Source organism: Sphingomonas sp. 35-24ZXX, from assembly GCF_000786215.1.
In the GTDB taxonomy this organism is placed as follows: Bacteria; Pseudomonadota; Alphaproteobacteria; order Sphingomonadales; family Sphingomonadaceae; genus Blastomonas.
The window spans coordinates 467,607-479,861 of record NZ_JROG01000003.1 but is presented as its reverse complement, the minus strand read 5'-3'; the positions used below and the strand labels follow the sequence as shown (position 1 = coordinate 479,861).

Here is a 12,255-nt window from a genome sequence, read left to right as displayed (position 1 = left end):
CCATGCAACTGGTTATCGTCGAATCGCCCGCCAAGGCCAAGACCATCGAAAAGTATCTGGGCTCGGACTATCGGGTGCTGGCATCGTACGGTCATATCCGCGACCTCGCGCCCAAGGATGGCTCGGTCGATCCCGACAATGATTTCGACATGGTCTGGGAAGCCTATGGCGACAAGACGCGGCAGCTGAAAGCCATCACCGACGAGGCCAAGAAGGCCGATCGCCTGATCCTCGCGACCGACCCTGACCGCGAGGGAGAAGCGATCAGCTGGCACGTGCTCGAGGTGCTGACCAAGCGCAAGGTGCTGCCCAAGGCGGTCGAGCGCGTGACCTTCAACGCGATCACCAAGAAGGCGGTGACCGAGGCGATGGCGGCGCCGCGTCAGCTCGATACCGATCTCATCGATGCCTATCGCGCCCGCCGCGCGCTCGATTATCTGGTGGGCTTCACGCTCTCGCCGGTGCTGTGGCGCAAGCTGCCCGGTGCCAAGTCGGCAGGCCGTGTGCAGTCGGTCGCGCTGCGGCTGATCGTCGAGCGCGAGCGCGAGATCGAAGCGTTCAACGCGCAGGAATACTGGTCGGTCACCGCGCAGATGGAGCAGGGCGGCCAGCCCTTCACCGCGCGCCTCGTGCGGCTGGACGGCGAAAAGCTCGACAAGCTGTCGCTGGGCAATGCCGGAGCGGCTGAGGCCGCCAAGGCCAAGGTCGTCGCGGGACATTTCACCGTCGAGACGGTCGAGACCAAGCCGCTGAAGCGCAACCCGCCGCCGCCGTTCACCACCTCGACGCTGCAGCAGGAAGCCGCGCGCAAGCTCGGCTTCTCGGCCAGCCACACCATGCGGATCGCCCAGTCGCTCTACGAGGACGGCGCGATCACCTATATGCGGACCGATGGGGTGCAGATGGACCCCGGCGCGATCCAGGAAGCGCGCAAGGCGATCGCCGACCGCTATTCGGGGCATTATCTTCCCGAGACCCCGCGCCAGTATCAGACCAAGGCCAAGAACGCGCAGGAAGCGCATGAGGCGATCCGCCCCACCGACTTCTCGCGCGACAAGGCAGGCTCCGGCGACCATGCGCGTCTCTACGACCTGATCTTCAAGCGTGCGCTCGCCAGCCAGATGGCGACCGCACTGCTGGAACGCACCACGGTCGAACTCGTCGATGGCACCGGGCGCACCGCGCTGCGCGCCAATGGTCAGGTGGTCAAGTTCCCGGGCTTTCTCGCGCTGTACGAAGAGGGTCTCGATGACCCTGACAGCGAAGATGGCGGCCTGCTGCCGATCATGGCGAAGGGCGACAGCCCGGCCAAGAAATCGGTCGATGCCGTGCAGCATTTCACTCAGCCGCCGCCGCGTTTCTCGGAAGCTTCGCTGGTCAAGCGGCTCGAGGAGCTCGGCATCGGCCGTCCCTCGACCTATGCCTCGATCATCCAGGTGCTCAAGGACCGGTCGTATGTGAAGGTCGAGAAGAACCGTTTCTTCGCAGAGGAATCCGGGCGATTGCTCACAGGATTTCTCGAACGATTCTTCGAACGCTATGTTGCCTATGATTTCACCGCCGGGCTCGAGGAAGAGCTCGACGATGTCAGCGGCGGCCGCGCGGACTGGCGCGCAGTGCTCGAAGCCTTCTGGCGCGATTTCAAGCCCAAGACCGCCGAGGTCATGGAGCAGAAGCCGTCGGAAATCACCGCCGAGCTCGACATCTTCCTCGAACCCTATCTGTTCCCGACCAAGGCCGATGGCGGCGATCCGCGGCTGTGCCCGAAGTGCGGCGAGGGGCGTCTGGCGCTGCGTGGCGGCAAGTTCGGCGCGTTCGTTGCCTGCTCGAACTATCCCGAGTGCAAATACACGCGGCGCTTTGCGCAGGGCGGCGGCGAGGCCGATGGCGGCGACAGCGGGCCCGAGGAAATGGGCAACGATCCGGTGACCGGCGAGCCGGTGACCAAGCGCAGCGGTCGCTTCGGCCCCTATGTCCAGCTGGGCGAGGGCAAGGAAGCCAAGCGCGCGTCGATTCCCAAGGACGTTCCGGGCGAGGATTTCGGGCTCGAATGGGCGCTCAAGCTGCTGTCGCTGCCGCGCGAGATCGGTGAACATCCCGAGACTGGCCAGAAGATCACCGCCAGCATCGGCCGCTATGGGCCGTATCTGTCGCACAATGGCAAATACGCAAAATTGTCGGGCACGATGGAGGTGTTCGAGACCGGCATGAACGCCGCTGTCGTCAAGCTGGCCGAGGCGCTCGCCAATCCTGGCCGGTCGAGTCGCGCCGCGCCCGAACCGCTCAAGGTTCTGGGCAAGAACCCGGCGACCGACACCGACGTCAAGATCATGGACGGTCGCTATGGAGCCTATGTCACCGATGGCAGCGTCAATGCGACCATCCCCAAGGATGTGAACAAGGACGAACTGACCCTAGACGCCGCACTGCTGCTGATTGCCGAGCGCGCGGCCAAGGCGCCCGCGAAAAAGGGCAAGAAGGCACCCGCCAAGAAGGCCGCACCCAAAAAAGCGGCAGAAAAGAAGCCCGCCGCCAAAAAGGCTCCGGCCAAGAAGCCGGCGGCGAAGAAAGCTCCGGCCAAGAAGGCCGCCAAGACCGAGGTGTGAGGCGATCTTCTCCCCTCCCGCGAGAGGGAGGGGCAGGTTCGGCTTGCCGAACCGGGGAGGGCTCAGGAGCCGACCCCGGTGGATAGGCCCACCCCGGCCTGCGGCCACCCCTCCCGTAAACGGGAGGGGAGATATTGGACCCGATTCCCGTTAACGCGATCGAATCCAGCCGCTATAGCCACCCCAAGATTCGCCCTCATCCGATCCCAGGAGCCAAGCCCATGAAATTCTTCGTAGATACCGCCGACACCGCCGACATTGCCGACCTCGCTGCCACCGGTCTGCTTGATGGCGTCACCACCAACCCGTCGCTGATCGCCAAGTCGGGCCGCGATTTCCTCGAAGTGACCAAGGAAATCTGCGCGCTGGTCGAAGGACCGGTCTCCGCGGAAGTCGTCGCGCTCGACCACGCAACGATGATGAAAGAGGCCGAGATCCTGCGCAAGATCGCCGACAATGTCGCGATCAAGGTGCCGCTGACGATGGACGGTCTCAAGACCTGCAAGAAGCTGACCGACGATGGGACCATGGTCAACGTGACCCTGTGCTTCTCGGCCAACCAGGCGCTGCTTGCCGCCAAGGCCGGCGCGACCTTCATCTCGCCGTTCGTCGGCCGTCATGACGACAACGGCTTTGACGGTATGGCGCTGATCGAAGACATCCGCCTGATCTATGACAACTATGCGTTCGAGACCGAAATCCTCGTCGCCTCGGTCCGCCACCCGATCCACGTGCTCGAATCCGCGCGCATCGGCGCCGACGTCGCCACCATGCCGCCGTCGGTGATCCGCAACCTGTTCAAGCACGTGCTCACCGATAAGGGCATCGAAGGCTTTATGGCCGATTGGGCGAGGACGGGCCAGTCGATCGGATGACCTTCGCGCCTCTCGAAAATCGGTACAAAAAAACCGGCGCCGCGGACCTTCGCAGCGCCGGTTTTTTGTTGTCGAGCCTGCGGAGCGGGCGGTCCGACCGGTTCAGTCCGCAAAGCTCTTCGGAGCCGGTGACGCCACCGTCAGCGTGCCAGCGCCGACCTGCTGCACTTCGAGCAGGCGTTCCGCCACGCCACTGCGGCCGAAGCGGAACGCGCCGTCGAGGCCGATGAAGCCGCCGGCATCGCGCAGACGGTCCATGGGGAACGGCGTGCCGGGCTTCCAGTCGCGGGCGATGCGGGTGGTGAGCAGCACGCTGTCATAGCCGAGCGTCGACAGGCGGAACGGATCGCTGCCGAACTGCGCGCGGTATTTCGCGGCATATTGGCGGTAGAGGCCATCCGAGACGCTGGCAAACCACGCGCCGCGCATCGCAGGCGAGGCGGGCAGGGTGCGTTCGGTGTTCCACAATTCGGTGCCCAGGATGCGCGCATCGGTGCCGCCATTGGCGCGGATCAGCGGAACGATGCGCACGGCAGCGGCTCCGCTGTCGGCGATCAGGATCGCCTCATAAGCGCTGTCGCCCTGCATCTTCTTGAGCGCGGCGGTGATAGCGGCATTGCCCGCGCCATAGCTCTGCATCGACACGACCGTGCCGCCTGCTGCCTTGACCGACGAAAGCATCGCCGACGATGCGCGCTGGCCATAGGTGCCGGCGGGGACGAGTGCGGCGAAGCGGGTGATGCCCTGCGCGCGGGCATGGCGCACGACGCGGTCGATCGACTGCGCGGGCACATAGCCCATCACGAAGACATTGTTGCCGGCGATGCCGACATCGTTCGAATAGCTGATGATCGGTACGCGCGCCGCATTGGCGGTAGCAGCGATGGCGACGACATCGTCGCCGAACAGCGGGCCGAGGATCAGGCGGTTGCCATCGGCGATCGCGCGCTGCGCGGCAGCCTGCGCGCCGCGTGCGGTGTCATAGCTGGTGATGCGGATGTTGCTCGCCTTGGTGTCCATCAGGGCCAGCGTCGTCGCATTGGCGATCGACTGGCCGACGGCGGCATCCTTGCCAGACAGCGGCAGCAGCAGCGCGATCCGGTGCCGCGTCTCGTCGCTGGGCAGAACGCCGGTGATCGCGCCGTCATCGGGGCGGGTATCGGGCCGGTCGGGCTGCTGGGTCGGGGTGGAGGGTGGGGCGGTCTTGGGGACCATCGTCTGGCACGCAGCCAGGACCATGGTGCCGAGCACCAACATGAGGATGGCTTGCCATTTTCGATAGAGGTGTTTCACAGCTTGTCGCTCCCGCCCTGCCGGTCCATGAACATCCACGTGACTCATGATCCCGAACCCGGCCTGTATATCGTCGCGACACCAATCGGCAACCTTGGTGATCTGTCTGCACGCGCCCGGCAGGTGCTGGAACAGGCTGACCTGATCGCCTGCGAGGACAGCCGCGTGACCGGCGGGCTTTTGCACCATCTGGGCTTCAAGCGGCCGCTGGTCCGCTATGACGACCATGCCCGGCCCGCTGACCGCGAACGGCTGATTTCCGCGGCGCTGCAGGGGCCTGTCGCCCTGGTCAGCGATGCGGGCACGCCGCTGATCTCCGACCCCGGCTACAGGCTGGTGCGCGAGGCGCGCGAGGCAGGGGTCACGATCCACTCGATCCCCGGGCCATCGGCAGTGATCGTTGCGCTGACGCTGGCAGGCCTGCCGACGGACAGATTTTACTTCCATGGCTTTCTGCCCAACAAGGCAGGCGCGCGCGACCGCGAGATTGCCGCGCTGGCGGCGATCCCGGCCACGCTGGTCTTCTATGAAAGCGCCAAGCGCATCGCCGCCTGCCTTGCCGCGCTGCACGCCGGGCTGGGCAACCGCGAGGCGGCGGTGGTGCGCGAGATCAGCAAGAAGTTCGAGGAAACGCGCACCGGCACGCTCGCGGAGTTGGCTGCCTTTTACGACGAAGCCACGCCCAAGGGCGAGATCGTGCTGGTGGTCGGTCCGGCGATCGAGGAGGGGGGCGAGACCGACGAGGACGCGGTGGCTGCCGCGCTGGCCGAGGCCCTTGCGACGATGCCTCCCGGCAAGGCCGCTGGCGAGGTCGCGAAACGCTTCGGGCTCGATCGCAAGGCGCTGTATGCGCAGATCATGGCCGAACGCGATGGCTGAGGCGCGGCGCAGGCAGGCCGAGGCGGCAGGTCGGCGCGCGGAACGGCTGGCGGCATGGTGGCTGCGGCTCAAGGGTTGGCGCATTGTGGCGAGCCGCGTGCGCACGCCCTTTGGCGAGGTTGACCTCGTCGCGCGTCGCGGGCGGATGGTGGCCTTTGTCGAGGTCAAGCACCGCCAGGGCGCGCGCGAGCTCGACGAGGCGGTCGATCACCACCGGCTGCGCAGGGTGGCCGCTGCCGCCGAAGCGCTGATGCCGCGCTACGTGCAGGAGGGGCAGGATGCGCGGATCGACGTGATCCTGCTTGCACCCGGCCGCCTGCCACGCCATCTGACCCACGTCTGGCAGGGCGACTGACCGCTCCGCGCCATCCGAACAACCCGAAGACAAAGGCTTTCCCCATGAAAATCGCGGTGCAAATGGACCCGATGCCCGGCATCAACATCAAGGGCGATAGCAGCTTCGCCCTGATGCTCGCGGCGCAGGCGCGAGGCTATACGCTATACCATTATGACGTCGAGACGCTGACCTATGAGGCAGGGCAGGTGACCTGCCACGCCCACCCCGTTACCGTTCGCGCCGTTCAGGGCGATCATTTCACCTTTGGCGATCCCGTGCGGCTCGATCTGGGCGAGGATGTCGATGTCGTGCTGATGCGCCAGGACCCGCCGTTCGATGTCGGCTATATCACCGCGACGCATATCCTGGAGCGGCTCAAGGGGCGCACGTTGGTGGTCAATGATCCGGCCTCGGTGCGCAACGCGCCCGAAAAGGTCTATGTGCTTGATTTCGAGCGGTTCATGCCGCCAACTCTGGTCACCCGTTCGCTCGACGAGGTGAAGCGTTTCCAGGCGCAGCACGGGGCGATCGTGGTCAAGCCGCTGCACGGCAATGGCGGCAAGGCGGTGTTCCTGGTCGGCGAGGATGGCGCGAACCTGTCGGCTCTGGTCGAACTGTTCGGTCAGATCTGGCGCGAGCCGTTCATGGTGCAGCCGTTCCTCCCTGAAGTGGCGCAAGGCGACAAGCGCATCGTGCTGGTCGACGGCAAGGTGGCAGGCGCGATCAACCGCAAGCCGGGCGAGGGCGAGTTCCGGTCCAATCTCGCGGTCGGCGGCTATGCCGAATCCGCTACGCTGACGCCACGCGAACAGGAAATCTGCGACGCGATGGGGCCCGAGCTCAAGGAACGCGGACTGCTGTTCGTGGGTATTGATGTGATCGGCGGCAAATGGCTGACCGAGATCAACGTCACGTCGCCCACCGGCATTGTCGCGATCAGCGCTTTCAACAACAGCGATGTCGCCGGGATGATCTGGGATGCGATCGATGCCCGTCTGAAGACATAACCATGAACGATTTCATCCTCAATCTGGTGGCCAGCGGCGGATACTGGGGCGTCGCTCTGTTGATGGCGCTGGAGAACGTGTTTCCGCCGATCCCGTCAGAGCTTATCATGGGACTTGCCGGGATCGAGGCCGGCAAGGGGCATATCAATCTGTGGGTCGTGATCCTGGCCGGTACCATCGGGTCTGTGGCCGGGAATTATTTCTGGTACGCGATTGGCCGTTCGTTCGGCATCCAGCGGCTCGACCATTTCGTCGACCGCTGGGGCCGGTGGTTCACGCTCGACCGGCGCGAGATCGACCGGTTCAACGGCCTGTTCCATCGCCATGGCGCGTCCACCATCTTCTTTGCGCGGATGATTCCCACGGTGCGCACGCTCATCTCGCTGCCTGCCGGTATCTTCGCGATGAGCCGGACCAAGTTCCTGTTATGGACATTCGCCGGGGCAGGCCTGTGGAACATCGTGTTTGCAGGGATAGGCTTTCAATTGGGCTCGCGCGTCGAGGAAATCGACGCCTGGACAGGGCCGATCTCGACCGGTGTCATCGGGCTGATCGTTCTGGCCTATCTCGTGCGGGTGATCTTCTGGCGCCCGCAAAAGGCCGAACAGCCTGCCGAGTAACGCTGCTCGTCACGGTTCATCACGCGCGGGGATGCGCGCTTTCGTACACATCCAGCAGCTGCGCGGCATCGACCTGGGTATAGATCTGCGTCGATGACAGGCTGGCATGCCCCAGCAATTCCTGCAGCGATCGCAGGTCCGCCCCGCCTGCCAGCAGATGTGTGGCAAAGCTGTGGCGAAGCGCATGCGGAGTCGCGTCTTCGGATAGGCCCAGCAGGCGGCGCGCATTCATCATCGCGCGGCGCACCAGTGCGGGCGACAGCGGCCCGCCACGCGTGCCCCGGAACAGCGGCTCTTCTGGCCCCAGCGCAAAGGGGACAAGCTCTGCATAATGCGTAATCGCCAGTTGCAACTGGGGCAGGACCGGCACGACGCGCGGCTTGCCGCCCTTGCCGATCACGCGCAAGGTTTCGCCCAGGGGCAGGACGCTGCCGGTCAGGCCCGTCGCCTCGCTGATGCGCAATCCTGCGCCATAGAGCAGCAACAGCACCGCCCAGTCGCGCGCCTGCACCCACGCCGCAGCATCGCGCGCGGCCATCGCATGGCCCAGCGCCATGATGTCATCGGGAGCGATCGGGCGGGGCAGGCTGCGCTTGATCCGCGGTCCCTTGAGGCGCGGGGGCACGATCGTGCTGCCCTGCTGTTCGGCGGCAAAGGCGAGGAAGCCGCGCATCGCGGACAGTTCGCGCGCAGCACTGCGATTGGCAAGGCCATCCCCCCGTCTTGACGCCAGATAGGCGCGCAGATCGGCCTGGGTCGCGGCCGCCAGCCTCGCGGCATCCGCCGTCTCGCCCCAATGCTCGGCCAGGAACGAGACCAGCCTTTCGGCCGTAGCGACATAGGCACGCACGGTATGCAGCGAGCGGCGCCGGTTGTCCGCCAGATGCCCGCGCCAGCGCTCGATCAACCGGGTGGCGGGCAATGGCTCAGTCATGAGATCAGGCTATCAGACCGGTGCATCGGGCTCAATCGCGACGAGTTCGGCCAGGATGGCGTCGAGCAGCGGCATGCCCTTTTCGGTGACGGTCACGTGCTCGTGATCGTGCTCGATGAATGCCAGCTCGGCGAGCCGGGCCGCGGCCTTGCTGTCGATCAGTCGTGACGCCGCAATGCCCGATTGGGCAGCAATGCGGTCCAGGTCGACCCCTTCGGCCAGCCGCAGGCCCATCAGCAGCGCCTCGGTCGCCTGCGTCGCGGCGTCGAGCGGGCGTTCGACCGAGAGGCCATGCCCGTTGCGCGCGATGGCCGAGAGATAGTTTTCGGGCTTGCGATGACGCTCGGTGGCGAGGTGGCCGCGACGTCCGTGCGCGCCCGGGCCGATGCCGGCATAGTCGCCATAGCGCCAGTATGTCAGGTTGTGACGGCTTTGTTCGCCGATGCGGGCGTGGTTGCTGATCTCGTACGCCGGGAGCCCGGCGGCTGTGGTCAGCGCGCGGGTGAGATCGAACAGATCGGCACAATGGTCGTCATCGGCGGGGACCAGATCGCCGCGGCGTACCAGCGTCTCGAACCGCGTGCCGGGCTCGATGGTCAGCTGATACAGCGACAGGTGGCCCGTCCCGAAGCCAAGCGCGCGGCCAAGCTCTGCCTCCCATTGCTCCAGCGACTGGCCGGGGCGGGCGTAGATCAGATCGAACGACACGCGACCGAAGTGCTGCTGCGCGGTGCCGAGCGCGCGCAGCGATTCGTCGACCAAATGCGCGCGGCCCAGAAAGCCGAGCGTGGCATCATCGAGGGCTTGCAGCCCCAGCGACACCCGGTTGACTCCGGCCTTCGCGAGATCGGCAAAGCGTGCCGCCTCGACCGACGAGGGATTGGCTTCGAGCGTAATCTCGATATCGTCGGCAAACCGCCAATGCCGCTGCGCCTCGGCGATCAGCGCTTCGACCAGCACAGGCGGCATCAGGGAGGGCGTGCCGCCGCCAAAGAAGATCGATCCCAGCGTGCGACCCGGCAACACGGACGCCTCGTGCGCGAGGTCGGCGAGCAGGGCGGCCTGCCACTGGTCCATGTCGACGCTCTCGCGGACATGGCTGTTGAAGTCGCAATAGGGGCATTTGGAGACGCAGAACGGCCAGTGGATATACAGCGCCAGCGCCTCTCCCCGCGCGCCTGCAGGAGGGGAGAGGGGTTCGCTATCCTTCAAAAGCACGCCTTGACCAGCTTGGCAAAGGCATCGGCGCGGTGGCTGATCGCGTGCTTGTGCGCAGGGTCCAGCTCGGCAAAGGTCTGGTCAAGTCCGCTGGCGACGAACACCGGATCATAGCCGAAGCCCAGCAATCCGCGCGGGGGCCAGGTGAGCGATCCGTTGACCCGGCCTTCGAACACCTCCGCATGGCCATCGGGCCAGGCGAGCGCGAGCGTGCAGACAAAATAGGCGCTGCGGTCGGCTTCAGGGCCGATCTCGGCAAGCCGTCCCTCGACCTTGCCCATCGCCATGTACCAGTCGCGCCCCGGCGCTCCCTCGAACCACTGCCGCTCGGCCCAGTCGGCGGTATAGACACCTGGCGCGCCGCCCAGTGCCGCGACGCACAGCCCGCTGTCATCCGCCAGCGCGACGCAGCCCGCAGCCTTTGCCGAGGCATGCGCCTTGAGCAGCGCATTCTCGGCAAAGCTGGTGCCGGTTTCTTCGGGCTCTGGCAGGCCGAGGTCCCCGGCGGACACCGGCTCGATGCCATAAGGCTCCAGCAGCGCGCGGATCTCGCGCACCTTTCCCTGGTTGTGGCTGGCGATCACCAGCCTGCCGGGTTCGAGCTTGCGGGCGGTCATGGGTTCACGAAACCGCACGGTCCTGCGCTTCGAAGATCTGCGCGCAGCCCATGCGGGCCAGCCGCAGAAGCCGAAGCAGCGCTTCTTCATCATAGGGCGCGCCCTCGGCGGTGGCCTGCGCCTCGGCGATGTTGCCGCCCTCGATGAGCACGAAATTGGCATCGGCATCGGCGTTAGAATCCTCGATATAGTCGAGATCGAGCACCGGCGTGCCCTGATGGATGCCGCAGCTGATCGCCGCGACCTTGGCGGTGATCGGGTCTTCCTTGAGCAGACCCTGTGCCATCAGTCCGTTGACGGCGAGACGCAATGCCACCCAGGCGCCCGAGATCGACGCGGTGCGCGTGCCGCCATCGGCCTGGATGACGTCGCAGTCGATGGTGATCTGGCGCTCGCCCAGCTTCTTGAGATCGACGACCGCGCGCAGCGAGCGGCCGATCAGCCGCTGGATTTCCTGCGTGCGGCCCGACTGCTTGCCCTTGGCGGCTTCGCGCTGGCCGCGCGTATGGGTGGCGCGGGGCAGCATCGAATATTCGGCCGTCACCCAGCCTTCACCCTTGCCCTTGAGCCACGGCGGCAAGCGTTCCTCGATGCTCGCGGTCACCAGCACGCGGGTATCGCCAAAGCTGATCAGGCAGCTGCCCTCGGCATGCTTGGTGAAGCCGGTTTCGATCTGGATGGTCCGCATTTCGTCGGGGGCGCGGCCTGATGGGCGCATAAGGTGATTCTCCATGAGTGGCGATCGGATGTAGTCCCAGCGCCGATAGCGGCGCGATGCCGGATTGGAAAGCGGCAAGCCGATCAACCACCCTCTTGCGCAGGCGATGCAAAAATGGCAGGGGCGCAACACTCAAGCGATCATGGGCGATTAGCTCAGTTGGTAGAGCATCTCGTTTACACCGAGAGGGTCGGCAGTTCGAGCCTGTCATCGCCCACCATGATCCCGGCGCTCGCAATGCGGTGTTGCGCACTTCCCACAGGATGAATCGAAAATCGGGGCTGACAGGTTTTGTTCAGCTACTGGTCAGGGATGTAAATTCATCACGTCGCGCATGCCGAGCCATCTCATCCTTGCCGCGATCCTGGGGAGCACTGTTCCCGGCCCGCCGGTATCGCTGGCGATGGTCGAGCGTAACGCTCCGGTGACACTGGACTGCGCAGGCAAGCGCCGGGTGATGCCGTCGCCGCCGCGCATCAAGAAAGAGGCGGCGCGCAAGCGCTGCCGGGTGATCGCGCCGATCCTGATGTAGCCACGGTTCAACCCTTGGCGAGCGTCTCTTCCATCAGGGCAGAAGCGCGGCTGCCGTTCCAATCCATCCCGCCGATCATCCGCCACACTTCCTTGCCTTGCGCGTCATAAAGCACCGTGGTCGGCATGACGCCGGTCATGTAGCTGAAGCCCAGGTTGTTTTCCTTGTCGGTAAACGGCTGGATCGTCTTGAAGCCCTTCTGATCGAAGAACGGCTTGATCTTGTCGAGATTCTGCATGTCTTGCGACACGGTCAGCACCACCAGCCGGTCCTTCTCGCGCGCCGCCAGCGCATCGAGCGTCGGCATCTCGACAACGCACGGACCGCACCAGGTTGCCCACAGGTTGACCAGCACCGGCTTGCCCTTGAACGCCGCGAGGCTGGTGGTCTTGCCGGCAGGATCGGTGAAGGTGACGTCCGGGGCGGCCTTGCCGCGTTGCGAGATATCGAGCGTGCCCGAGAGCGGAACCGAGGGACCCTGCTTTTCTGCAGTTTTTTCGGTGCCTGCGGGTTGCTCCCCGGCGGGTGATTGCCTATCGCACGCGCCAGTTGCCAGCGCGGCCAGGGCCACCACCGGCCAGAGGCGTCTGCTGGAAAGATGGGCGATAGGCATGGGAAA

At 65.4% G+C, this 12,255-nt stretch carries 13 protein-coding genes and 1 tRNA gene; 8 read left to right on the top strand and 6 right to left on the bottom strand.

The features are described from left to right. Nucleotides 1-2 precede the first annotated feature (2 nt). Nucleotides 3-2,606, top strand: a complete 2,604-nt coding sequence (topA, locus tag LI72_RS04990) for a type I DNA topoisomerase (RefSeq protein WP_033924726.1) — start codon at nucleotides 3-5, stop codon at nucleotides 2,604-2,606. 221 nt (nucleotides 2,607-2,827) lie between these two features. After that, nucleotides 2,828-3,481 carry a fructose-6-phosphate aldolase gene (gene fsa, locus LI72_RS04985; protein ID WP_033924725.1) on the top strand — a complete coding sequence of 218 codons (654 nt, stop codon included), beginning with the start codon at nucleotides 2,828-2,830 and terminating at the stop codon, nucleotides 3,479-3,481. A gap of 102 nt (nucleotides 3,482-3,583) precedes the next feature. On the opposite strand, the gene LI72_RS04980 is transcribed toward fsa, so the two are convergent. Further along, entirely contained in the window at nucleotides 3,584-4,774 is a 1,191-nt protein-coding gene (locus LI72_RS04980) for a penicillin-binding protein activator (protein ID WP_033924724.1), read from the bottom strand. Nucleotides 4,775-4,801: 27 nt separating this feature from the next. Between LI72_RS04980 and rsmI the strand changes: the two genes are divergently transcribed. The 4 genes from rsmI to LI72_RS04960 are packed head-to-tail and all read left to right on the top strand — an operon-like array spanning nucleotide 4,802 to nucleotide 7,617. After that, on the top strand, nucleotides 4,802-5,653 hold the full coding sequence (gene rsmI, locus LI72_RS04975; protein WP_033924723.1) for a 16S rRNA (cytidine(1402)-2'-O)-methyltransferase: 852 nt from the start codon (nucleotides 4,802-4,804) through the stop codon (nucleotides 5,651-5,653). Then, a complete protein-coding gene (locus tag LI72_RS04970; protein ID WP_033924722.1) occupies nucleotides 5,646-6,008 on the top strand; it encodes a YraN family protein in 363 nt (120 codons plus the stop codon). The genes rsmI and LI72_RS04970 overlap by 8 nt, the downstream gene beginning before the upstream one ends. Nucleotides 6,009-6,052: 44 nt before the next feature. Continuing rightward, on the top strand, nucleotides 6,053-6,997 hold the full coding sequence (gshB, locus tag LI72_RS04965; RefSeq protein ID WP_033924721.1) for a glutathione synthase: 945 nt from the start codon (nucleotides 6,053-6,055) through the stop codon (nucleotides 6,995-6,997). A 2-nt stretch (nucleotides 6,998-6,999) separates the two neighbouring features. Then, entirely contained in the window at nucleotides 7,000-7,617 is a 618-nt protein-coding gene (locus LI72_RS04960) for a DedA family protein (RefSeq protein ID WP_033924720.1), read from the top strand. A 19-nt stretch (nucleotides 7,618-7,636) separates the two neighbouring features. Here LI72_RS04960 and LI72_RS04955 read toward each other — a convergent pair whose 3' ends face one another. Genes LI72_RS04955 through rph form a run of 4 tightly spaced genes read right to left on the bottom strand, consistent with a single transcriptional unit; the run spans nucleotide 7,637 to nucleotide 11,104 of the window. Then, nucleotides 7,637-8,551, bottom strand: a complete 915-nt coding sequence (locus tag LI72_RS04955; protein WP_033924719.1) for a tyrosine recombinase XerC — start codon at nucleotides 8,549-8,551, stop codon at nucleotides 7,637-7,639. 12 nt (nucleotides 8,552-8,563) lie between these two features. Beyond that, complete coding sequence (hemW, locus tag LI72_RS04950) at nucleotides 8,564-9,763, bottom strand: radical SAM family heme chaperone HemW (protein ID WP_052129515.1); 1,200 nt, start codon at nucleotides 9,761-9,763, stop codon at nucleotides 8,564-8,566. Next, nucleotides 9,760-10,386: an RdgB/HAM1 family non-canonical purine NTP pyrophosphatase gene (gene rdgB / locus LI72_RS04945; protein WP_033924718.1), complete on the bottom strand. Its 627-nt coding sequence runs from the start codon at nucleotides 10,384-10,386 to the stop codon at nucleotides 9,760-9,762. Before rdgB ends, hemW begins: the two co-directional genes overlap by 4 nt. Before the next feature lie 4 nt (nucleotides 10,387-10,390). Continuing rightward, nucleotides 10,391-11,104, bottom strand: a complete 714-nt coding sequence (gene rph, locus LI72_RS04940; protein ID WP_033925309.1) for a ribonuclease PH — start codon at nucleotides 11,102-11,104, stop codon at nucleotides 10,391-10,393. Nucleotides 11,105-11,248: 144 nt separating this feature from the next. On the opposite strand from rph, the gene LI72_RS04935 reads away from it, so the two are divergent. Then, nucleotides 11,249-11,324: transfer RNA gene (locus LI72_RS04935), tRNA-Val, on the top strand. Nucleotides 11,325-11,438: 114 nt separating this feature from the next. Continuing rightward, complete coding sequence (locus LI72_RS04930) at nucleotides 11,439-11,636, top strand: hypothetical protein (RefSeq protein ID WP_033924717.1); 198 nt, start codon at nucleotides 11,439-11,441, stop codon at nucleotides 11,634-11,636. A gap of 7 nt (nucleotides 11,637-11,643) precedes the next feature. On the opposite strand, the gene LI72_RS04925 is transcribed toward LI72_RS04930, so the two are convergent. After that, complete coding sequence (locus LI72_RS04925) at nucleotides 11,644-12,249, bottom strand: TlpA family protein disulfide reductase (RefSeq protein WP_231562362.1); 606 nt, start codon at nucleotides 12,247-12,249, stop codon at nucleotides 11,644-11,646. Nucleotides 12,250-12,255 lie beyond the last annotated feature (6 nt).